Source organism: Streptomyces sp. NBC_00989 (assembly GCF_045162655.1).
Classification (GTDB): domain Bacteria; phylum Actinomycetota; class Actinomycetes; order Streptomycetales; family Streptomycetaceae; genus Streptomyces.
Genome location: NZ_CP108728.1, coordinates 2,926,913 through 2,948,957, shown reverse-complemented (window position 1 = coordinate 2,948,957; position 22,045 = coordinate 2,926,913). Strand labels below are relative to the sequence as shown.

The following is a 22,045-nucleotide window of genomic DNA, read 5'->3' as shown; positions in this document are numbered from 1 at the left end:
TTCCGTCCGCCGGCCTATCCGAACAGCTTCTTGAGCTCGACGTCGACCTTCTTGTCGCAGGCGTCGAGCGCGGCCTCCGGGTTGCCGTTCTTGCGGACGGAGTTCGCGATCACGTCGGCGAACGCGGTCTGCATCGTCTGGTCGTAGGCGATGTTGTCGAAGTGGCCGTAGTCGGTGAAGAGCTTCACGCCCTCCGCGGGCAGGCCGGACTTGAGCTTGGTGGCCGAGTTGGCGATCGAGGTGCGCGGCGGGATGTGGAAGCCGTAGGAGGTCGCCCAGTCCTCCTGGTACTTCTTCTGCTCGATCCACAGCCACTTGACGTACGCCTTGGCCGCCTCGACGTTCTCGCCCTTGGCGTTGACGAACATCGACCAGCCGCCGTTGTAGACCGACTGCTTGCCGCTGCTGCCGATGCTGGGGAAGGGGAAGATGCCCAGGTCGTCGCCGAGTGCCTTCTGCATGACCGGCATGGACCACATACCGCCCCACTGGATGGCGCACAGGCCCTGGTCGAGCGAGGACGGGTCCCAGAAGTCGGTCGGGGCGTCGAGGAGCACGTGACCGCTGGTGAAGAGCTGGCGGAGCTGCTTGAGGCCCTGGACGACCCCGTCCGTGTGGTACGCGATCTTGTTGTTCGCGTCGATGGTGTCGGCGCCGGCGGACCAGATGATGGGGTTCTGGATCGCGGTGAAGTCGTTGCCGAGGAAGACGCCCTTGACCTTGGAGGTGGTGAGCTTGGCGGCGGCCTCCAGCAGCTCGTCGAGCGTGGTCGGCACGTCGACCTTGGCCTTCTCCAGCATCGACTTGCGGTAGTAGAAGAACTGCGGGTCGTCGATCATCCGGATCCCGTAGATCTTGCCGTCGACCGTGTGCGACTTGATGTCGGCCGGGTTGAAGTCGTCCTTGACCGGGTCGATGATGTCGCTCAGGTCGGCCACCTGACCGCTCTTGACCAACTGCAGCTGCGGGTGGAACTCGAAGACGTCGGGCGCCTGCTTGGTGAGCAGGGACGAGAAGAGCTTGGCCTCGAAGTTGTTGCCGGTGATCCAGTTCGTGGTCACGTCGGCCTTGGAGTACGCCTTCGCGTACCGCTTGATCGCTTGTTCCGTCCCGGCCTCGCCGTAGGCGTGGAAGTACTGGACGAGGTTCGTGCCCGAACCGGAGCCCCCGCCCCGCCCGTTGTTGCCGCCGCAGGCGGCCAGCGTGCCGGCCGCGGCCATCCCCGCGGCTGCCCGGAATATCGATCGGCGGGACAGGTTGCTGTTGCTCATTGCCGACATGGTGACGTCCTTGTCTCTCGCGCGGCTGCGGCTCCACGGCTCCACGGCTGAGTGGTGGCCGGTGGCTCAAATCGAGGTGCGGAGCGGGACGTTAACCTTCGCCTAAGCCTTCGGCAAGGGGTTGGACGAAGTCTGTTCGAAGCGTTGCGTGGCGTTCGGCATACCGGACGTGACGAAGGTGCGGACCGCCGCCGAGGCGGCCCGCACCACGCGTTCAGGTGGTCATTACACCTTTGACCAGGCCTCGTTGGCCCCGCCGTTGCAGCTGTAGAGGATCACCCTGCTGCCGTCCGCGGTCGCCTGCCCGCTCACGTCGAGGCACTTGCCCGACGCCTCGCTGAGGATCTGGCCGTTGCCGTTCAGCAGCCATCGCTGGCCGGGATCACCCGTGAAGTCGGCGGCCGTCGTCAGCCCCGAACTCCCCACCGTCAGATACCCGTTGGCACTCTTCAGGCCGCCCTTCGCGTCGTACGACCACGCCTGTCCGGCCCCGCCGGTGCAGGTGCCGAGCGCGGCCCCCGAGACGTCCGCCGTCAGGCACTTGCCGGACTGCTTGCCCTGGAGGGCGCCGGTGACGGCGGTCGAACTCCCGTGTCCCTTACGGTCCTTCTGGTCGAGGACGTACGTCGTGATCGAGCGGGCCGCGAGGGTCGCGGACACCGTGGAGCCGCTCACGTCCGGCTTCGCGACCTTCGCCCAGTTCTCCGTGGCCGAGGTGCGGACCGCTTGCGCCGCCCGCACCGGAACCCTGCTGTTGAAGTGCAGGTTCAGCGAAGTGTCCGTCGTGTTCTGGTTGTTGACCACGACGACCCACTTGCCGTCCCGGTCGTACGAGCTCACCTCGACACCGCTCGGCGCGCCCGTCACGTTGTGCGCGACCGAGCCCGGTGTGACGAACTTGCTGTACTGGCCGAGCGCGTAGTACCGCTTCGTGAAGTACAGCGCCTGGTTGCCGTTCGTCGCGTAGTCGGGGTCGTAGTAGATCAACCCGTCGTTCCAGCCGACGTCGTTGCGCGTGGCCGGGTCCGTGCCGTAGCCGCTCGCGAGGGCCACCCACCACTGGAACGCCGAGTCGTGCGAGGTCGCGAAGTCCTTGTAGATGATCCGGGACATCAGCAGGGCGTTGTCGATGGTCGGGTCGTACTCCTGGTTCCAGCCCGTGCCGCCCTTGCCGAAGCAGCAGATCTCGGTGGCCCAGGAGGGCTTGCCGACCGTCTTCGCCGTCTCGTAGACGTTGCCCAACTGGCCGTCGTTCGGGTTGTTGTACGTGTGGTGCGCCAGCTTCGACACGTACTGGGCGGTGTCCGGCTGCGAGATCCACTGCGGGACCTCCGCGGAGAAGCTGACCGTGCTGCTCGACTCGTCGGCGATGATGCTCGTCCGCTGGTGCCGGGCCTTCTGCTCGGCGCCCAACGCCCGCACGATGTCGTCGCGTTGGTCGACGGTGACCTGCATGCCCTCCTGGCCGCAGTCGCCGAAATCGTTGTTCGGCTCGTTGAAGGGGCTGATGTAGTCGAACGCCGCGCCCTGCCTGGCGAAGTGCGCGGTGACGTCGGCGACGTACTTCGCGTAGTCGCCCTCGTTCTCCGGCTTCAACTGCCCGCCGCAGCTCTGCCCGTTGGTCGTCCACTGCGCGGGCGCGCTGTTGACGAAGCCGATCAGATCCCGCACGCCGTACTTCGCGGCGTACCGGAGGAACGTCCGGCCGCCCTTGTCCTTGCTCCAGTCATACGTGCCGTCGGCGTTGAGGAAGTCCTGGGCCGCGCGGGCCGGGGTGGTGACCGCCGTACCGCCACCGCCGATGTTGTAGCGGTACGAGGAGAGGTCCAACCCCTTGGAGGAGAACAGGAGTTGGGCCACCCTGGCCTGGACGGCGGGCTTGAAGTGCTGGAGGTCGTTGACCCACCAGGCGCCGGACGCGCCGATGTTGTCGATGGTCTGGGCCGCGTGGGGGGAGACTTCGGCCGGTGCGACGCCGTCGGCGTTCGCGGGCGGCGCGGAGAGGAGGGCCCCGGTGACAGCCAGCGCGGCTGCCGCTGTCGCGAGGATCGTTCTCCTGGGGTGGGGGTGAGTCACGTGCATCCCTTCCGTCGTCATGAAGGTGGTGCGATACGGCTCCTTGTGATCTTCTTGCCTGCCCTCTGCCCGACCGACTGGAGTGCCCCTTCCAGCGCGAACGTCGCCGCGCCCAGGCACGCCGGGTCGGTGAGAATGGGGGAGAGGACGATCTGGGTGGCGGCGAACGGCCGCCTGAGCGCGTGCCGTTGGACGGCCTCGCGCACCTCGTGCAACAGGGGTTCGCCGAGCGTGCGGGCGACCCAGCTGCTGAGCACGACGACTTCGGGGTTGAGGATGTTGACCAGGTTGGCGATGCCCGCGCCGATGTAACGGGCCGTCTCCCGCACCACCTTGAGAGCCACGGGGTCGTTCGCGTCCGTGCCGCGGGCCAGGGCGTCGATGGTGGCCGTCTGGTCCTCGGGGTGCAGCAGCGGGCTGTCCGCGCTCAACTCCCTTAGGTTCAGCATGATTCCGGGGGCGCCGACGTACGCCTCCACACAGCCGTGGTTGCCGCAGCGGCACAGCCGCCCGTCCAGGACGAGCGTCGTGTGACCCCACTCGCCGGCGCTGTTGCTCACCCCCCGGTACAGCGCCCCGCCGAGCGCGAGCCCCGCGCCGACGCCGGTGCCGAGGTTGACCACCACCGCGTCCCCGCGCCCACGCGCCGCCCCGAACCACATCTCGGCGACCGCGCAGGCGCGCAACGGATTGTCCAAGTACAAGGGGTAGGCGATGACTTCGGACAGCAGGGCGAGCAACGGCACGTCGTGCCAGTCCCAGTTGGGCGCGTACTCCGAGATCCCGGTGTCGCGGTCCACCTGCCCCGGCACGCTCACCCCGACGCCCAGCACCCGGGCGCCCTCGATGCCGGCCTGCGCGACCACCGCGCCGACGGCGGCGGCCACATGGCTGACCACCTGCTCCGGCAGGCTCTCGCCGGGGCGCATGTCCTCGTCGGCGCGGGCCAGCACGTTCAGTCCCAGGTCGAAGAGTTCGACATGGACGTAGGTCTCCGCGATGTCGACGCCGATCAGCGCGCCCCCCGACGCGTTGACCGCCACGAGACCGCGGGGGCGGCCCCCCGCCGAGTCCTCGAAACCGACCTCGGTGATCATGCGGAGGTCGAGCAGCTCACCGACGAGGGTGGCCACCGTGGCCAGGCTCAGCCCGGTGGCGGCGGCCAACTCCTGCCGGGAGGTGGGCGATTCGGCGATGATCTGGCGCAGCACCTCGTAGCGGTTCGCGGTACGGATGTCGCGTGACGTGCGCTTGGCCGGAGCGGTCGCCATCCCTTCCCCCTTGCGTCATGCCGAGGCACGACGGCACCGGCGCGGCGCAAGGCTATGGGCAGCGGGCGACGTTCGACAAGGGGTTAGGAAAGGGGCTGTACAAAGTCGGCCACCCGCTCGGTCACGGGGTCGGCCCCCGCTCAGTCGCCGAGCACGTCCCGGACGAAGGCGTTGGTGAAGGTGCCCTCCGGGTCGAGGTCCCGCGCCAGCGCCGCGAAGTCGCCGAGCCGCGGATAGCGTCCGCGCAGCACCTGGGCCGGAGTGGTGAACACCTTGCCCCAGTGCGGCCGCGCGTCGAAGGCGTCCAGCGCCGCCTCCAGCCGTCGCACCACGGGCAGCACCGTCTCCGTGTCCTCGATCCAGGTGAAGTGCAGGGCGACCGTGTCCCGCCCGTACGAGGGGCTCAGCCACTGCGCGTCGGCGGCGACCGTCCGCACCTCGCAGGTCTGGAGCACACCGGCGACCGTCTCCCGGATGCCGTCGACCGCATGCAGCGCGTCGAGCGCGGCCGACCGCGGCAGCAGGTACTCCGACTGGAGCTCCGCCCCGCTGCTCGGCGTGAACTCCGCCCGGAAGTGCGGCAGTCGCTCGTGCCACGGCCCCGCCACCCCGAGTTGCTCGGTGGTGTTGACCGCGGGCATCCCCGGCACCGGGTGCAGCGCCACGGTCGCGGGCGCGGCCCACGGGAAGTCGGGCGCCGGCTGGTCGGTACGCCGCTTCAGCCACACCTGCCTAAAGCCCGGCTCCCGCCAGTCGGTGAACAGACTCACGCTGTACGCCGACGCCGCCACCGTCTCGAAGTCCAGCCCGGCGAGCGGGAGTTCGGTGAAGACGTGCTGCTCGACCTCGAAGGCCGGCTCCAGGTCGAGGGTGAGGGAAGTGACGACGCCGAGCGCGCCGAGGGAGGTCACGGCGCCGTCGAAGCGGTCGTCGCCGCGTGCGATGGTGACCGTGGAACTGTCCGCCGTCACGATCTCGACCTCGCGGACGGCCGCCGCGAGCGAGCCGTTGCCGACGCCCGAACCGTGCGTGCCGGTCGCCACCGAGCCGGCGACCGAAATGTGCGGCAGGGACGCCATGTTGGGCAGCGCGAGCCCGTGCTCGTCCACCCGGCGGGCCAGCTCCGCGTACCGGACGCCGCCCGACACCCGTACCGTCCGGGCCGTCGTGTCCACGTCGAACTCGGGCGGCAGGGCGGCGATCGACAGCAGGGTGCCGTCGGGGCCCGGTTCGGCGATCTCGTTGAAGGAGTGACCGCTGCCCAGCACCCGTACCCGCGCGCTCTCGGCCACGAGGGTCCTGAGGGCGTCGAGTGTGCGCGGGCGGTGGAGTTCCTTCGCCGCGTAGGTGATGTTGCCGGCCCAGTTGGTGACCGTCTCCGTCATGCCTGTCGTCCCTCCGGGAGCGTGCGTTCGCGTGTCCTGCCCCAGGGGTCGGTGCGCCACGGCGGGGCGTGGATCAGCCCGACGCGGAGGACTCCTGCTGCTGCCGCAGCATAAGTCGGCGGCGGTTGTGCCTGCGTATCGGTGTCATGGCGGCGGCCGCCGACGGTGACGATCAGCACCCGGCGGACGCTCGGCCGAGGCCGGCCCATCGCGCCACCAGTCACGCAGAATTTCGGATTTCGTTGCGCTGATGCCGTTCGTGTGCGGTATTCGACAAAGATGTGGCCTTTTTTGTGCGACATCGGTAGTGTCCGGCGATATGACCGACCGTCTCGCGCAGACCGACCGCACCCGGCACCGTCGCCTCGCCGAACAGGGCAGCCTCGACCGTGCGGACCTGGACGCGATCCTCGACGCCGGGTTCGTCTGTCACCTGGGGGTCGTGATCGAGGGGCGGCCGGTCGTCGTACCCACGGTGTACGGGAGGGACGGGCGGCAGCTGTACTTCCACGGGTCCGTCGCGAGTCGCAGCCTCACGGGCGGTGATCCCGTGTGCGTCACCGTCACGCATGTCGACGGGCTGGTGCTGGCCCGGTCGGTCTTCGAGCACGGGGTGAACTACCGCAGCGCGATGATCCACGGGGTGCCCCGCAAGGTCACCGACCCGGAGGAGAAGCTGGCCGGCCTGCGCCGCCTCACCGAACACGCGACGCCGGGGCAGTGGTCGTACGCCAGGCAGCCGACCCGCAAGGAACTCGCGGCCACCACCCTGCTCGCCCTCTCCCTCGACGAGGCGTCGGTCAAGATCCGCACCGGTGGCCCCGACGACGGAGACGGCCCCGACGCGGAGCTCGCCGTGTGGGCGGGAACGCTACCGCTGACCTCGACCTGGGGCGCCCCCGTACCGGACCCCGTGCTACCCCCGGGCATCCCGATCCCAAACCACATCGCACACCGCGAGGGGACCAGACAGGGCTGACCCGGCAGTGATCTCTGCCCGCGCGTGCGGTGCTCCTGGGCGTGCGAGGCTTCCGCGCGTGTGGCGCTCGCGGGCGGGTAGTTCTCCCGCGCCGCTACGGGGCGGTGCCGCCGGGGACGTATTGCCGACCCAGCCCGATCTCACGGCTCGGCCCCGGCCGACCTGGCGCGCCCCGCCCCGGCTCGACTGCTCCGCTCCGACCCGCTTCGGCCTGCTTGCCTGGGCCGACCTGACCGGCCTGCACCGCTCCGGCCTGACCTGCCCCAACGCCGCCCACCCCCATGCCCTCAGGGGCGCGGGGAACTGCGCACCCAGCCACAACGCACCCGCACCCCGCAAACAACCCGAGCTTCCCACCCCCGACCCGTCCACCCCACCCCGGCTCGTCCACCCCACCCCCAGCCCGTCCACCCCGCACCACACCGAACCCCCCGCTCCCCCCGCTCAACCGCCGGGGGCATACCGTGAGGAGTCGTACGCCTGAGCAGGGCGCCTGAGCCGGGAGGAGATACGGGATGGGCAGCCGTACCGCGCTGGTCGAGGATCTGATGGAGCGCTTTCCGGATGTGCCGCGGGAGGCCGTCTTCAAGGAGGACCTGCTGCGCGGGGGTGTCGCCTTCGACCCGTCCGCGCTCAGCGACAACGAGGGCGGTGACGTCAAGCCGAAGTCGTACTTCATCTTCTCCTTCGACCACGGCACCCTGCCGGAGCTCGGCGAGGCCGCGCTCAGGCGTCCGCCCGAGGAGATCATCCTCACCGGTGGGCCGTACGACCTGCGGCGGACCGTCGTCTCCGTGCGGGTGAACCCGGCGTCGCCGTACCGCGTGGCCTCCGACGAGGACGGGGTCCTCGGGCTGTACCTCGACGGGAAGCGGATCGCGAACGTCGGTGTGCCGCCGATGCCGGAGTACTACCGGCACAAGCTCGCCAACGGGAAGTCCGTCATGGAGGTGGCCCCGACCATCCAGTGGGGCTACCTGATCTACCTGACCGTCTTCCGTGTGTGCCAGTACTTCGGCGCGAAGGAGGAGTGCCAGTACTGCGACATCAACCACAACTGGCGCCAGCACAAGGCCGCCGGGCGGCCGTACACGGGCGTCAAGGATGTGGAAGAAGTCCTCGAAGCCCTGGAGATCATCGACCGGTACGACACCGCGAAGGTGTCCACCGCCTACACCCTCACCGGCGGCGCGATCACCAAGACGGTCGCCGGGCGCGACGAGGCCGACTTCTACGGCCACTACGCCAAGGCCATCGAGGAACGCTTCCCGGGCCGCTGGATCGGCAAGGTCGTGGCCCAGGCGCTGCCCAAGGACGACGTGCAGCGGTTCAAGGACTACGGCGTGCAGATCTACCACCCCAACTACGAGGTGTGGGACGAGTATCTGTTCAAGCTGCACTGCCCGGGCAAGGAGCGCTACGTCGGCCGCGACGAGTGGCACAAGCGGATTCTCGACTCCGCGGAGATCTTCGGCGCGCGCAACGTGATCCCCAACTTCGTGGCCGGCGTGGAGATGGCGGAGCCGTTCGGCTTCAAGACCGTCGACGAGGCGATCGCGTCGACGACCGAGGGGCTGCGCTTCTTCATGTCGCAGGGCATCACGCCCCGCTTCACCACCTGGTGCCCGGAGCCCACCACCCCGCTGGGCAAGGCCAATCCGCAGGGCGCTCCGCTGGAGTACCACATCCGTCTGCTGCAGGCCTACCGCGCGACGATGGAGGACTTCGGCCTCAAGTCCCCGCCCGGATACGGCGAACCGGGCCCCGGCCGCGCGGTCTTCTCCGTCAGCTCTTTCATGGACAGTCTCCCCGTCGAGCCCGCCGAGGAGCCCGCGCCTTTGTAAGGTAACGGTGTGGCCAACTCCTGTGACAGGTGAGCCGGGAGAGGCTCGGACACGTACAACTGCATAGAGGCGACTGACAGTCACCGTAATTGAATACGTGGCTTGTCAGTTGTGTGGGACGCGTGAAAGGCTCTGGCCCTGTCACGAGGCAGCCCCCCTCCAACTTGCTTACTGTCAGAGCTAGTTGGCCGTCATTCGTGGATGCAGGAGACCCATGCCCGACCTGCCGACTCCTCAGGACGCCGCTGAGGCAGCGCTGTTCACCGAGAGCTGGGACGCTGTGCTGTCCTACGCCGACCTGTGCACGTCCGGAGCCGACCCGGCCACCGAACTGGCCGGCGAGGCCTTCGCACTTGGCATCCAGGAGGCCCGCTCCGCCGGGTCCGGCCCGATGCGCGGCCCGGCCCGTCGGGTGCTGCCGGTGATACCGCTGCTGCTGACCGCCGTACGGACCACGGCGGCCGCGTGGGAGTTCGCCGGGCGGGGGCACCGGCTCGACCCGGACCTGCGGCTGTGGCTCAACTCGGAGAAGGCGGCCCGCTACCACGGCATGCCGTTGCAGCGTCCGATCGCCCTGCGCGGGCTGCGGGATCTGCAGGAGGCGGACGCGGCGCTGCTGTGGCTGGCCGAGGTGGAGGCGCTGCCGCTGCCCGTCGTGGCCCGCCGGCTCGGCCTCGACCCGGCGGTCGTCTCCGGCGAACTCGCCCAGGTACGGGGCCTGTTCAGGGACCGCTGCCACCGCAACCACCTCGACACACCGATGGCCGCGGAGTGCCGCAGCTACGCCCGGCTGCTGGACGCGGTGACCCGTTCGCCGGCCGCCGACACCCCCGAGGACCTCTCCCGGCACCTCGCCACCTGCGTGCAGTGCGCGGAAGCGGCCGCCTGCCTGCGACTGGCCGGCGGCGGACTGCCCGCGGCCCTCGCCGGCGGGGTGATCGGCTGGGGCGGCCTCGCCTATCTGGAACGACGCCGCCGGGCCGCCGAGGTACGGCTGGGCGCGGGGCGTCCCGTGGCCGAACTCGAGGCCGGGGAGCCGAAGGAGGGCGCGAGCAAGGCGCGTCTCGTGCGCAACGGACTGCTCGCCGCGGCCGTCCTGTTGTCGCTGGTGGCGCTCGGGGTGTCGATGATGCCGATGGGCGGCTCCGGGCACGACAACGCGGCCAGCGACGACGCGGACAGCCGGCCGGTCGGGGATCCCGCCCCCACCCTGTCGTCCGTCGGCGCCCATCCGTCCGGCACGCCCTCGCCGTCCACCCGGCCCACCGCGAGCAGTACGGCGACCGACCCCGGGGACAAGAACCCCGACACGGAACCCCAGGGCACCGCCTCCGCCACGGCGGGCAACTCACCTGGCCCGACGACGAGTTCGGGTTCAGGTCCGGGTACGACCACGCCGGCGAGCTGCGACGTCACGTACGACCTCGTCAACCAATGGCCCGACGGCTTCCAGGCCGCCATCACCGTCACCACCACCAAGGCCCTCGACACCTGGCGCGTCGCCTGGTCCTACCGCGACGGCCAGCAGGTCACCCAGATGTGGGACGCGAGCGTCGCCCAGGACGGCTCCCGGGTCACCGCGACCGCCGCCGACTACAACAAGAACGTCGCCGCGGACGGCAGCTTCACCTTCGGCTTCCTCGGGACATGGGACAACAGCAAGAACTCGGCGCCGTACGGCTTCACGCTCAACGGGGCGGCCTGCGAGTAGGTCGGTACGCCCCCGATCCTTCCGGATGGGCTGTCACCCGCACCTGCACGTTCTCCGGGCGGGTGACGACCGCAGGCGAATCCCCCCCCTTCAGGAACCGGCGTTAGTACGCGTGCCGATCAAGTCCCGGTACAGGGCCGCCCGTTCCTCATCCGTCTTGGCCTTGGCCAGTTCGGCTTTCCAGTCCGTCTCCAGGTTCTTCAGCTTCTGTACCCAGTCGCCGAACTGCTCCAGGTCGACGTGGCGTTGGCTCGCGCTGAGGGGGGCGTTACCGCCCGGCTTGTCGTCCTTGTGCCCGCCGAACTGGCTCACGGGGTTGTTGTTCTTCTCGCTGCTCGTGATGCCGTGTTCGTAGCCGTCGGGGGTCCTGCCGCCGGGCCCGGCGGTCTCCAGACCGACCTGAAGTCCCCCGTCGCGCTTGCTGGTCGGGGGCTTGTACCCCATGAACATGTGGCCGTACGACTCGTTCGGGAGAATGGTGTCGCCGTGGTAGTCGGTGTTGCCCATGCCTCCGGTGGCCAAGGGCAGGCCGTAGAGGTGGGTGTGGGGATCGACCCAGTTCTGCAGGGTGGCCCCGAACTCGCCCTTCTCCACGAACTCGCCCCGCGTTCCGTCCGCCTGGTCGTTGGCGCCGATGTCCAGGTGATGCGTGGCGAACAGGCGCCGCGACACCGGCTTCTCGGGCGCCGACTTGGGCTCCCAGGGCCGCCGGTCCTCCTTGGTGATGTGGAGCCACTGCGGCAGCTCGTATCCGTGCTGGCCGTCGGCCAGTTGGGGAATCCGGATGTTGACGCGTCCGCCGTAGGCCAGGGCGTGGGCGATGTCGTCCTTGAAGTCCTCGTGCATGCCGGTCTCCGGGTTGAAGACCTTCAGCCCCTCCTTCAGGATCAGGAAGATCTTGGTCAGCACCTCGGTGCCGCGCTCGACCCGCTCCCGGTGCTTGCCCGCGTCCTCTACGTCGTCGCTGATGCCCGGAGGGAGCATGGTCTTCACGAAGGTCTCGAAGATCTGGTCGTTCCGTTCCCCCGTGAGCCGGTCCTTCTCGGACGGCGGGGTGTCCTTGCCGTGCATGGCCATGTGGCGGCCGAGCTGGTAGTCCGAGCGGCTGGGCTTGTCCGGTGAGTTCCCCTGGCCGCGTTCCTCGACGCTCTGGTGCCAGCGCAGGGTGGCCACGAGGAGGCGTTTGCCCTCGGGCTGCTGGAGCCAGTTGTGGAAATCGCCGGCCTTGATGTAGGCGTCGGCCTCGGTGGTGGTACAAATCCCCACGGTCTTCAGCCACTTGGGGTCCTCGGACTCCACGGCCTTGATCGCCTCCAGCTCCTGGTCCGTGAAGCTCGGACCACCGCGTACCCGCCGGTGGATGACTTCCCGTACGTCCTTGTTCCGGATCGCCGCCTCACCGCCGACGAGCAGCCGCGCGAGCCGGGCGATGGCCGGGGGCGAGGCCGCGATCGGGGGTGAGGGCGAGGCCGGGGGCGGGGTCGTGGCGGTGCGGGGCGGGGGCGTGGTCGAGGGGCCGGGCCGGTCCGCCCGCTGGACGGGGAGGTCGCCGGCCGTGCTGCGCTGCACCGCCCCACCGGGTGAGGCGGCCCCGGGCAGCGACAGGTCGGGAGCGGAACCCCGGGCCAGTTTCCGGCCGTTGGCGCCGGCGCTCCTCTCGAACGGGTCGTCCGGGTGGGAGACCTTCTCGCCCCGCCCGTTGTCGGTGCCGGGCACGGGCCCCAGCGCCTGCTGCCGTACGTGGTCGACCTCTTCGTACATCACCTCGTCCCCGACGCGGCCGCCACCGAGCACGATGTGCGAACCGGTGGTGTAGGCCAGGGCGCCGAGCTCCTCGGCCGAGCGCTGGGCGACGGGGTCGTCGTGCACGCGCACATGACCGAAGTCCATGTCGTAGGCCTGCTCGGCCCGTTGAAGGATGCGGGGCTCCAGGGGACGTCCAGGGGAGCCGACGGCATCGACGACGGAGGCCCGCCGCTGCACCGGCACGGCCCTCTCGGCGGCACGCGCCTCCGGCCCACCGTGCTGCTCCTCGCCGCGCCGCTCGTCCCGGGCCCGCTGGATCGCACGGGTCACCGCGGCGTTCCCGGCGGCCTGTTGGAGCGTGCTGAGCGGGGGCAGGGCGGCGGCGGGCCGGGCCGCGGGCCGAGCCGCGGAGCGTCCGCCGGTACGGTCACCGCTCGGGCGGTTCTCTCCCTGGATGCGCATGTGCGGTTCCCCTTTGGTCGGCGGGTGCCCTTGCCTGTTACGGGTGCTCTTCCCTCTTACCTGATGGGTGGTCGGGGGTGGGAAGTCCGTGGAGGCAGAGTCGGGGGCAGACTTGACGGGGGCCGGGGGCCGGGGAGCATGCGTGGGCAGGCCGTTGTGGTGAGCGCGGTCAGGGCACGGGTGTCAGGTCCGGGTGCGGCGGCGGCGCAGGGCGATGAAGGCCAGGGTGCCGGTTCCGGCCGTGATGAGGGTCGTCGCGGTCACGGTGGTCGCCGAGACCGGGCGCTCCCGGTCTTGGCCGGCACGGCGCCGGCTCCGCCGTATCAGCCGGGTGTGTGGGCCGGCACGATCGGGTCGAGGAGTCGTCGGGGTGTGTTGATCGCGCTGGAGACGGGATCGTCGTCGTGGCCTGCCGCGTGGAAGCCGGGCCCCGGTTCGATCCGGATCTCCGGGACCGGCACGGCCGAACCGCAGTCCCGGCAGCGTCCGTCCGGGGCGAGAAGGCCTCCGTCCAGGTCGTGACGGAGGACGCGCTTGGCCCCGTGCGGCGAATAGAAGGCCTCGCCCCAGTTCATCAGGGCGTACACGGCCGGCCACAGCGCGAGGCCCTTGTCCGTCAGCCGGTACTCGACCCGGCCGGCTCCGTCGTCCTCGCGGGTGAGCACGCCCTCCTGCGTCAGCGCCTTCAGTCGGTTGGTGAGGACGGCTCGCGGAATCCCGAGCTGGGTGGCGAAGTCGCCGAACCTCCGTACGCCGTAGAACGCGTCGCGGACGATCAGCAGCGTCCAGCGCTCGCCTACGACCTCCAGCGTTCGCGCGAGGGGGCAGTTCCCGTCCGCGTAGGTGTTGGGGAGGGTCATGCCACCGATCCTACCAGTGGCAGTTCACTCACTGAACTGCCAGTGCTACGGTGTCCACCAGGGCTGGTTCAGTCACTGAACTGACCGGGCTGGTCGTGTCGACCGAACCAACTGTGTCGACTTCCGGCCTTTGATCTTGAGGAGAGCACCGCATGTACCAGTTCCTGGTTTCCTTCACCGTCCAGCCGGAACACCGCGACGACTTCGTTCGGGCGGCCCACCGGACCGCTCGCGACTCCCTCGCGAACGAGCCCGGCTCGCATCGGTTCGAGGTCATCGCCGACGAGGAGAACCCTGACGTCTTCTACCTGAACGAGGTCTACGCGGACGTCGAGGCGTTCAACGCGCACGCCACCGGCCCGTACTTCGGCGCGTTCTTCGCCGAGGCCGGCGCCTATGCCGAAGGCCCGACGTGGCTCATGCGAGGCAACCTCGTCGGCGACAAAGCCGCCGCCTGAGCCGACCGCCACCGGGCCGCCAGGCGATCGGCGCGGCCCCGTCACCGGCACGCACGAAAGCCAGCGCCCGCGAAAGCTGGCATCCGAGAAGGCCAGCCCCGCGATTCCGCCGCCCGCAAAAGCCGCCACTCGCAAAAGCCGTCACCCACGAAAGTCGAGGTCCACCATGTCGTCCGTGCTCATCACCGGCGCGTCCCAAGGCATCGGTCGAGCCGTCGCCGTCGCGCTGGCGGGCCGGGGTCACCGAGTGATCGCCACCGCCCGCCGCCCGGAAACGCTGGCCGACCTCCCCGTCGATCAGCGCCTTCGCCTCGACGTCACCGACCAGGAAAGCGTCGACCGGGCCGTCCGGGGCGCCGGCGAGATCGACGTCCTGGTCAGCAACGCCGGTGAAACCGTGCGCGCACCCCTGGAGAGCGTCCCGCTCGCGGAGGTCGAACGACTCTTCCAGGTCAACACCCTGGGCGCGCTACGGGTGGCCCAGGCCGTGCTGCCCGCCATGCGCGAACGAAAGGCTGGCCGTCTCGTCTTCGTCTCCAGCATCCAGGGACGCATGGTGCTGCCCATGATCGGCCCCTACGGCGCCAGCAAATGGGCGTTGGAGGCGCTCGCCGAGACGCTCACCATCGAGACGGGTCACTTCGGAATCAAGGTGAGCATTGTGCAGCCCGGCGCGGTCTCCTCGGGCGGTGGCGAGCGTGCCCGGGTGTTCCTCGGCGAGAACGACCCCTACACCCCGCTCTACGAGGCACTGCCCGCGCTCCGCGGTGAACTCGTCACCCCGGAGGACGTGGCCGCGACAGTGGCCGCCACGATCGAACACCCCGAACCTCCGCTGCGCGTACCGGCCGGCGCACCCGCCGAACGGGCCCTGCGAGCACGCAAAGAGGCTCCAGAGAACGAGCCCTTCCTGCTGGCCGGGATCAACTGGTAGGCGTCACAGGGGAGTTACGTAGTAGAGGGGGACTGATCACCTCAACTCCCGAGCCGGTAGCGCCCGTTCGGTTCTCGCCCCCGCCTCCGCGCGGGTACGTACAGGGCGACACGGCTCGGGGACGGGGGAGAGGCGTGCGGGCTGAGGATCTGACACCGGTCGAGCGATCCGGTCACGATAGCTCCGGTCCCGCCGCGCCAGTTCGACGCAGAGGCAAAATGCACATGGCTCGATGCGCTCCACATGGTCGACAAGCAGAACCGGATGACGGACTCCAACGACATGTGGGATGCCCGTAACGGAATCCACCTGGCGAGTGAGGCGTTCTGGGAGGTCTTCTGCGACGAGGCCTGCGGCGCCTGTCCCGAGAGCCGGTCCGACGCGAACAACTCCACCGACTTCGGGTATTTCCCGATGACTAGGTCGGATTCGTCGGGAGAGTCATTCAAAGACGTTCTGCGTGGTGGCCCTTCGGCGGCAGCTGCCGGAATCTGGGCCAGAAATCTGCGCCCCGACGAGGATCCGGCGGAGGGGCTGTTCGCCAAGAATGTGGCACCAGCCCGGTCAGCGGGTCTCTATCGTCGACGGTGACAAAGTCGAGGCGCGGCTGGTCGACCTCACCAACCCGGAAAACAGGGCGAGTTCCCTGAAGGGATTTCGTTCGCTCAGCAATGCGTGATCATCGCAAGAGGCCTCGGTTGAGAGATACACAAACCCGAACGCCATAGTCGGATTGGTCGAAGGTGAGGAATGATCCAGTGCATGAGGAACTCCTGTCGCAACTTGACGATGCGGCTGAGGCGTTCGTCGGTCCCCTGCGCCTGAACGACGGGTTTGATCAGCTTGCGCTGGACGAGCTGTGCAGGCAGATCGACCAGTTCGGGTATCAGTGGCGGACATCCGAGGGCATCCCGAAATCGGTCGCTCTCCTCCTGTCGGAGCTGTACCCGGCGATCAGCGCCTGCGCCGACCTCTACGTGGGGGACGAGCGCCAGAGAATGATCGAGGCCGCGGTGCGGGTCGGAGAAAGAGTCACCTACGCCCTGGACCCCGTGGGCGAACCCGAGATGTGAGGCCTCGTGCCACGCGGCCACCGCACACGACGAGCCCCGGACCACCCGTCCAGGGCTCGCGCGTTCGAGCTGTAGCCGGCGTGACGGAAGATCCGCCAGGACTTGAGGTGCGGCGAGCTGGGCGTAAGTGTCACCGCACCGCAGGTGGGCCAGGGCGGGCAGGGACTGACGTCCGGCAGGAAGGCGTCGCCGCTGCGTTCCGAAGGGGCTCACGGGCTCGGCTCGGGCATCGAAGTCAGCTGTCGGAAACCTGTGATCGATGTTGTCGGACGGGCGGAAGGTGGCAAGGACAGTGTCCACCTCGCGGCTTGAGGTGCTGCCGGGATCCTCGTCGAATAATGGTTGGCGCTCCGGGGGAGTCGGAGACTAGGTTTCTTCTCGTCCCAGTGGTGGCCGGTAGGTCGCCGCTGTCGGTTGAGTGCGTAGGGGAGGTGTGACCGATGGCTGTCGTTGAGATGGGCGCTGCCCGCATCCGGAAGTTCATCAAGTCCACTCCCGTGGTCTCCGGCTGACCTCTCTCTTCTTCCCGTGCCTGTGTGTGCGGTGCCGGGGCCACCCTTGTGAAGGGTCACCCCTTGTCTTTCTCTTCTCTCCCGGGTTCGTCCTCGTCGTCCCTGCATCCCCTCGTGCCGTACGGCTGGGACGCGGACTGGGAGGCCGAGTTCGTCCCGTTCGCCGAGCAGGGTCTCCTGCCCGGCCGTGTCGTACGAGTTGACCGCGGCCTGTGCGACGTCATCACCCCGTTCGGTACCGTCCGTGCCGACACCGAGTTCGTCGTCCCGCGCGATCCGATGAAGGTCGTGTGCACGGGCGACTGGGCCGCCGTCGATCCCGAAGGCAACCCGCGTTACGTACGGACGTATCTGCCGCGCCGTACCGCCTTCGTGCGCTCCACCTCCTCCAAGCGGTCCGAGGGGCAGATCCTCGCGGCCAACGTCGACCACGCGATCGTCGCCGTACCACTGACCGGGGATCTCGACCTCGGCCGTATCGAACGGTTTCTCGCGCTCGCGTGGGAGTCCGGTGCCCGCCCCGTGGTCGTGCTGACCAAGGCCGATCTCGTGCCGGACGCGGTGACGTTGTCGTATCTCGTCAAGGACGTGGAGACGACGGCGCCGGGCGTGCCGGTGCTGGCCGTCAGTGCTGCCACCGGGGACGGGATCGATGTGCTCGCGGCGGTCGCCGCCGGTGGTACGTCCGTGCTGCTCGGGCAGTCCGGTGCGGGCAAGTCGACGCTCGCGAACGCGCTGATCGGCAGGGACGCGATGGAGGTGCAGGCCACGCGTGACGTGGACGGCAAGGGCCGTCATACGACCACCACGCGCAACCTGCTCGCCCTGCCCGGCGGCGGGGTACTGATCGACACGCCCGGGCTGCGCGGTGTCGGGCTGTGGGACGCGGAGACCGGGGTCGGACAGGTCTTCGCCGAGATCGAGGAACTGGCCGGACGGTGCCGGTTCCACGACTGTGCCCACGTCGCCGAACCGGGCTGCGCGGTGCTCGCCGCCGTCGATTCCGGTGAACTCCCCGAACGCCGGCTCGACAGCTACCGCAAGCTCATGCGCGAGAACCAGCGGATCGTCGCCAAGACCGACGCCCGGGCCCGCGCCGAGCTGCGCCGCGACTGGAAGCGGAGGGGAGCGGAGGGCAAGGCGGCGATGGAGGCGAAACGGGGGCGCTGGGCCTAGAGCCTTGGCCGCGTCGCCTGCCGGCGGCCCGGCCCGGCACCGCGTGAACGCCCCGTCCGATTTCCGCCAGCCCCACCCCCGGGGATGGCGGAGACTGGACAGCGTGATGGACGAAGACACCAGGTACGAAGCCGTGCGGAGCCGGGATGCCCGGTTCGACGGGGAGTTCTTCTTCGGGGTCGCCACGACCGGGATCTACTGCCGGCCCAGCTGCCCGGCCGTGACGCCCAAGCGCCGCAACGTGCGGTTCTTCGCGACGGCCGCCGCCGCGCAGGGCTCGGGGTTCCGGGCCTGCCGGCGGTGCCGCCCGGACGCCGTGCCGGGCTCGGCCGAGTGGAACGCGCGCGCCGACGTCGTGGGCCGCGCCATGCGGCTGATCGGCGACGGCGTGGTGGACCGCGAGGGCGTCGCCGGGCTCGCCGTACGGCTCGGATACAGCGCGCGGCAGGTCCAGCGGCAGCTCACCGCCGAACTCGGCGCCGGGCCGGTCGCCCTCGCGCGGGCCCAACGGGCGCACACCGCACGGGTGTTGGTACAGACCACCGACCTGCCGATCACGGAGGTGGCGTTCGCCGCCGGGTTCGCCAGCGTGCGCCAGTTCAACGACACGATCCGCGCCGTGTACGCGTCGACCCCGAGCGAGCTGCGGACGGCGAAGACGCCTCACGCGTCCAAGGCACCGGCGAAGGGGACCGGACCGTCCGCCGGCATCCCGTTGCGGCTCGCGCACCGGGGCCCGTACCAGTCCGCCGCCGCCTTCGACCTGCTCGCACACGAGGCCGTCCCCGGCATAGAGGAGATCGTCGGCACCCCCGGCCGCCGCACCTACCGCCGGACCCTCCGCCTCCCCTACGGCACCGGAATCGTCGCCGTCGACGAACGCCCCGGCGCCCTGAGAACCGCGCCTCCCGCCCACCCCGGCGGCTGGCTCGACGCCCGTCTGCACCTCACCGACCACCGCGACCTGACCACCGCCGTCCAGCGACTGCGGCGGCTCTTCGATCTCGACGCCGACCCCTACGCCGTCGACGAACGGCTCGGCGACGATCCCCGGCTCGCCCCCCTCGTCGCCGCCCGACCGGGCCTGCGCTCACCGGGCGCCGCGGACCCGGAGGAACTCGCCGTACGGGCACTGGTCGGCCGGGCGGAGTCCGAGCGGCTGGTGCGGCGCTACGGCAAGACACTGGACGCCCCGTCCGGCGGCCTCACCCATCTCTTCCCCGAGCCGTCCGCACTGGTGGAAGCCGCACCCGGCACCCCCTTGGCCGCCCTCGCCACCGCCCTGGCCGACGGCACCGTACGACTCGACGCCGGCGCCGACCTCGACGACGCGGAGCAAGCGCTGCTCGCACTGCCCGGCATGGACGCCGCGACCGTCGCCGTCATCCGTACCCGCGCCCTCGGCGACCCCGACGTGGCACCGCCCGGCATCGACGTCCCGGACGCCTGGCGCCCCTGGCGTTCGTACGCCGTACAACACCTGCGCACGGCAGAGGAGTTGGAGTCCCGATGACTACCCGCTGGACGAGCTTCGACAGCCCCCTGGGGCAACTCCTCCTCACCGCCGACGAGTTCGGCGCCCTCACCTCCCTCTCCGTGCCCGGCCAGAAGGGTGGCCGCACCGTCCAGCCCCAGTGGCGGCAGGACCCCGGCCCCTTCCGCGCCGCCGGTGAACAGCTCGCCGCCTACTTCGCCGGTGAACTCAAGGAATTCCAGCTGGAGTTCCGCACCTCCGGCACCGACTTCCGTGAGCGCGTGTGGACCGCCCTCGACTCCGTCCCGTACGGCGCGACGACGACGTACGGCGAGATCGCCGCACGGATCGGCGCGTCCCGGGCCGCCGTCCGGGCCGTGGGCGGGGCGATCGGCGCCAACCCGTTGCTGGTCGTCCGGCCCTGCCATCGGGTGATCGGCGCCGACGGGTCGCTTACGGGTTATGCGGGCGGGCTCGAACGCAAGGTACAACTGCTCACCCTGGAGGACGCGTTGGGCTGAGTTAGTCCGTTCCCGGTTCCGTCTCCAGTCCCCAGCTGTGGATCCGCCGGGGATGGATACGGATCACCTCCTCACTCATGTGCGGCCCCAACTCGTGCGGGCCGACGAGGAGTTCGGCCTCGCCGCGGATGTCGATACCCCGTACCTTCCACGGCTTGACGCTGACGATGTCGTCCACGACCAGCGCGACCTTCGGGTTCTTTTGCAGGTTGCGCCACTTCTTCGTCGTACCCATCGCATAGCCGCCGACCAGGATCGTCCCGTCGGCCTGCGGGAAGAAGCCGACGGGGTTCGCCTGTGGCTGGCCCTGGGGGTCGACGGTGGCGAGGCGGCCCAGTCGCTGCGAGGCGAGGTACGCGCGTTCGGCCTCGGTGAATTCGGTCATGAACGCAGCCAAACACGCCTGGCTGCCGTGCGCATCGGCCTCCGGTCCCAGGCCGCCTTCCGCCCTGCGTCGTACGCCGGACAGGGGACGTGGGGACCGGCGCCGGTGATGCTCCGCTCTCTGCCCCCTTCCGCGTGCCACGGTCGCCTTCCTTGTGGCTGGTGGGGAGAGGCGGAGCGCTCATGGTCGGGGCCGGACGGGTCGGCGTGGCACTGCTGGTGTTCGTGCTGGGAGCGGGAGTTGGGGAGGGTACGGCGACAGCCGAGGGGCCGGTCGGCCGAGCGTCGGACACCTGGACCGGCACCTGGGAGGCCGCTCCCTCCGGCACCGCACCGGCCCAGCCCGGCGCCTCCTTCCGCAACGTCGTCCACCTCAGCGTCGGCGGCAGCGCCACCCGCGTCCGGCTCACCAACCGGCTCGGGACCGCGCCCCTCCGCCTCGACGCGGTGACCGTCGCCCTGCGGGAGGCGGGACCGGACGCCGTGCCCGGTTCGATGCGGGTCGCCACCTTCGACGGCGCCAGGACGGTCACCATTCCGGCGGGCGAGGATCTGGTCAGTGATCCCGTTCCGCTCGCCGTGACCGACGCAGCGGACCTGCTCGTCACCGTCCACACGCCCGACGATTCCGGTCCGGCGACCTACCACCGCGCGGCCGGGCAGACCAACTACCGCGCCCCGCAAGGGAATCGGGCCGCGGATGTCGACGGTTCCGCGTACACGGCGACCACCACCTCCTGGTACTACGTCACCGGCGTCGACGTCCTCGACGCCCCCGCGGCCGGCAGTGTCGTCACCCTCGGTGACTCCCTCACCGACGGCAACGGCTCCACCCGCGACGCCAACCACCGCTGGCCCGACCGCCTCGCCGAACGCCTCGGCACCCTGCCGTCGTACCGTCGCCTCGGTGTCCTCAACGCCGGTATCTCCGGCAACCGGCTGCTGCGCGACGACGTAGGACCGAATGCGCTGTCCCGCCTCGACGCCGATGCCCTGTCGCGGTCCGGGGTGCGGGTGCTGATCGTCCTCGAAGGCATCAACGACATCAAAGGCACCCCGAACGCCACCGACCCCGGCGCCTTCGAGAGTGCCTACCGCACCCTCGTGAGCCGCGCCCACGCGAACGGCATCCGCGTCATCGGCGCGACCCTCACGCCGTACGGCGGCGCCGGTGGCTTCACGGCGGCGCGGGAGGCCGTACGACAGAAGGTCAACGGCTTCATCCGCGGTGGCGGGCCCTTCGACGGGGTGGTCGACTTCGACGCCGCGGTCCGTGACCCGGAGCAGCCGGAGCGGATCCGGCCCGGTTACGACTGCGGCGACCACCTGCACTTCAACGACGCGGGCATGCGGGCGCTCGCCGACGCGGTCGATCTCACCGCGCTCAGCTGATCCCCACGGATCAGCCCCAGATCACCGCGCCCAGCCACGCCCCCATGATCAGCAGGCAGGTGAACAGTTCGGTCAGCACGCTGGAGCCGCCCGAGCGCATCGCCGTACGGAGGGAGGCCATGGCCTCGCCGTGGCGGCCCAGGCGCAGGCGTTCGTGGAGGTAGATCCCGGCCATGAAGCCGGGGATCGCGCCGAGCACGGGGATCAGGACGAAGCCGAGGAACGCGCCGACTCCGGCGTACACGCCCATTCGGGGGGTCGCGCCGCTCGCGCGCAGCCGGCGGGGCGGCAGGGCCCAGCGGACCACCTGGGAGAGGAAGAGGACGACCGTGGCGCCCACGAGGACGCCCCAGGACACCGGCTGCGGGTCCTTCAGCGCCCACCACAGGACGGCGGCCCACACCAGCCACGACCCCGGCACTCCGGGCACCAAGACTCCGCACAGGCCGAGCAGGATGACGACGCCGACCAGCAGGAGTTCACCCACTCCCATCTGCCCAGCCTGCG

Annotated in this window: 20 protein-coding genes and 1 pseudogene; 12 read left to right on the top strand and 9 right to left on the bottom strand. The window is 70.0% G+C overall.

Annotation, left to right across the window (positions count from 1 at the left end; all coding sequences use genetic code 11):
- Positions 1–14: 14 nt before the first annotated feature.
- The 4 genes from OG714_RS12865 to OG714_RS12850 form a co-directional block, all read right to left on the bottom strand.
- Positions 15–1,280, bottom strand: coding sequence for an ABC transporter substrate-binding protein (locus tag OG714_RS12865; RefSeq protein ID WP_406120633.1), 1,266 nt, complete (start codon positions 1,278–1,280; stop codon positions 15–17).
- Positions 1,281–1,505: 225 nt separating this feature from the next.
- Positions 1,506–3,362, bottom strand: coding sequence for a glycoside hydrolase (locus OG714_RS12860; RefSeq protein ID WP_406120632.1), 1,857 nt, complete (start codon positions 3,360–3,362; stop codon positions 1,506–1,508).
- Positions 3,363–3,373: 11 nt separating this feature from the next.
- Positions 3,374–4,627: an ROK family transcriptional regulator gene (locus tag OG714_RS12855; RefSeq protein ID WP_406120630.1), complete on the bottom strand. Its 1,254-nt coding sequence runs from the start codon at positions 4,625–4,627 to the stop codon at positions 3,374–3,376.
- Positions 4,628–4,767: 140 nt separating this feature from the next.
- Positions 4,768–6,012 (bottom strand): D-arabinono-1,4-lactone oxidase, encoded by a 1,245-nt coding sequence (locus OG714_RS12850; protein WP_406120628.1) that lies wholly within the window; start codon positions 6,010–6,012, stop codon positions 4,768–4,770.
- Positions 6,013–6,331: 319 nt separating this feature from the next.
- On the opposite strand from OG714_RS12850, the gene OG714_RS12845 reads away from it, so the two are divergent.
- The 4 genes from OG714_RS12845 (at position 6,332) to OG714_RS12830 (ending at position 10,546) form a co-directional block, all read left to right on the top strand.
- The gene (locus OG714_RS12845; protein WP_406120626.1) at positions 6,332–6,991 is read left to right on the top strand and encodes a pyridoxamine 5'-phosphate oxidase family protein; all 660 of its coding nucleotides are present in this window, start codon (positions 6,332–6,334) and stop codon (positions 6,989–6,991) included.
- A gap of 121 nt (positions 6,992–7,112) precedes the next feature.
- Complete coding sequence (locus OG714_RS12840) at positions 7,113–7,475, top strand: hypothetical protein (protein ID WP_406120625.1); 363 nt, start codon at positions 7,113–7,115, stop codon at positions 7,473–7,475.
- A gap of 31 nt (positions 7,476–7,506) precedes the next feature.
- Complete coding sequence (locus OG714_RS12835; protein WP_406120624.1) at positions 7,507–8,835, top strand: radical SAM protein; 1,329 nt, start codon at positions 7,507–7,509, stop codon at positions 8,833–8,835.
- 214 nt (positions 8,836–9,049) lie between these two features.
- Positions 9,050–10,546 (top strand): cellulose binding domain-containing protein, encoded by a 1,497-nt coding sequence (locus OG714_RS12830; protein ID WP_406120622.1) that lies wholly within the window; start codon positions 9,050–9,052, stop codon positions 10,544–10,546.
- A 90-nt stretch (positions 10,547–10,636) separates the two neighbouring features.
- Here the strand turns inward: OG714_RS12830 and OG714_RS12825 are convergent, their stop codons facing one another.
- Together OG714_RS12825 and OG714_RS12820 are read right to left on the bottom strand one after the other, a co-directional pair.
- Positions 10,637–12,754, bottom strand: coding sequence for a DUF4157 domain-containing protein (locus tag OG714_RS12825; protein WP_406120620.1), 2,118 nt, complete (start codon positions 12,752–12,754; stop codon positions 10,637–10,639).
- A 323-nt stretch (positions 12,755–13,077) separates the two neighbouring features.
- Positions 13,078–13,614 carry a winged helix-turn-helix transcriptional regulator gene (locus OG714_RS12820; RefSeq protein WP_406120618.1) on the bottom strand — a complete coding sequence of 179 codons (537 nt, stop codon included), beginning with the start codon at positions 13,612–13,614 and terminating at the stop codon, positions 13,078–13,080.
- Between the two features lie 152 nt (positions 13,615–13,766).
- On the opposite strand from OG714_RS12820, the gene OG714_RS12815 reads away from it, so the two are divergent.
- The 4 genes from OG714_RS12815 to OG714_RS12800 all read left to right on the top strand — a co-directional run bounded on the left by OG714_RS12815 (position 13,767) and on the right by OG714_RS12800 (position 16,079).
- Positions 13,767–14,072, top strand: a complete 306-nt coding sequence (locus OG714_RS12815; RefSeq protein ID WP_406120616.1) for a putative quinol monooxygenase — start codon at positions 13,767–13,769, stop codon at positions 14,070–14,072.
- A gap of 166 nt (positions 14,073–14,238) precedes the next feature.
- Positions 14,239–15,006 carry an SDR family oxidoreductase gene (locus OG714_RS12810; RefSeq protein ID WP_406120615.1) on the top strand — a complete coding sequence of 256 codons (768 nt, stop codon included), beginning with the start codon at positions 14,239–14,241 and terminating at the stop codon, positions 15,004–15,006.
- Positions 15,007–15,249: 243 nt separating this feature from the next.
- Positions 15,250–15,597, top strand: a complete 348-nt coding sequence (locus OG714_RS12805) for a hypothetical protein (protein ID WP_406120613.1) — start codon at positions 15,250–15,252, stop codon at positions 15,595–15,597.
- A gap of 167 nt (positions 15,598–15,764) precedes the next feature.
- On the top strand, positions 15,765–16,079 hold the full coding sequence (locus tag OG714_RS12800) for a hypothetical protein (protein WP_406132246.1): 315 nt from the start codon (positions 15,765–15,767) through the stop codon (positions 16,077–16,079).
- Between the two features lie 108 nt (positions 16,080–16,187).
- Here the strand turns inward: OG714_RS12800 and OG714_RS12795 are convergent.
- Positions 16,188–16,280 (bottom strand): annotated as a pseudogene (locus tag OG714_RS12795) (IS5/IS1182 family transposase); the annotation flags it as partial.
- Between the two features lie 374 nt (positions 16,281–16,654).
- Here OG714_RS12795 and rsgA point away from each other — a divergent pair.
- The 3 genes from rsgA to OG714_RS12780 all read left to right on the top strand — a co-directional run bounded on the left by rsgA (position 16,655) and on the right by OG714_RS12780 (position 19,762).
- The gene (rsgA, locus tag OG714_RS12790) at positions 16,655–17,767 is read left to right on the top strand and encodes a ribosome small subunit-dependent GTPase A (RefSeq protein ID WP_406120611.1); all 1,113 of its coding nucleotides are present in this window, start codon (positions 16,655–16,657) and stop codon (positions 17,765–17,767) included.
- Positions 17,768–17,873: 106 nt separating this feature from the next.
- Entirely contained in the window at positions 17,874–19,280 is a 1,407-nt protein-coding gene (locus OG714_RS12785; RefSeq protein WP_406131802.1) for a DNA-3-methyladenine glycosylase 2 family protein, read from the top strand.
- Positions 19,277–19,762: a methylated-DNA--[protein]-cysteine S-methyltransferase gene (locus OG714_RS12780; RefSeq protein ID WP_406120610.1), complete on the top strand. Its 486-nt coding sequence runs from the start codon at positions 19,277–19,279 to the stop codon at positions 19,760–19,762. Before OG714_RS12785 ends, OG714_RS12780 begins: the two co-directional genes overlap by 4 nt.
- Before the next feature lies 1 nt (position 19,763).
- On the opposite strand, the gene OG714_RS12775 is transcribed toward OG714_RS12780, so the two are convergent.
- Positions 19,764–20,147: a PPOX class F420-dependent oxidoreductase gene (locus OG714_RS12775; RefSeq protein WP_406120608.1), complete on the bottom strand. Its 384-nt coding sequence runs from the start codon at positions 20,145–20,147 to the stop codon at positions 19,764–19,766.
- 182 nt (positions 20,148–20,329) lie between these two features.
- Between OG714_RS12775 and OG714_RS12770 the strand changes: the two genes are divergently transcribed.
- Complete coding sequence (locus OG714_RS12770; protein WP_406120606.1) at positions 20,330–21,538, top strand: SGNH/GDSL hydrolase family protein; 1,209 nt, start codon at positions 20,330–20,332, stop codon at positions 21,536–21,538.
- 10 nt (positions 21,539–21,548) lie between these two features.
- Here OG714_RS12770 and OG714_RS12765 read toward each other — a convergent pair whose 3' ends face one another.
- Positions 21,549–22,031: a DUF456 domain-containing protein gene (locus tag OG714_RS12765; protein WP_406120605.1), complete on the bottom strand. Its 483-nt coding sequence runs from the start codon at positions 22,029–22,031 to the stop codon at positions 21,549–21,551.
- Positions 22,032–22,045: the final 14 nt, after the last annotated feature.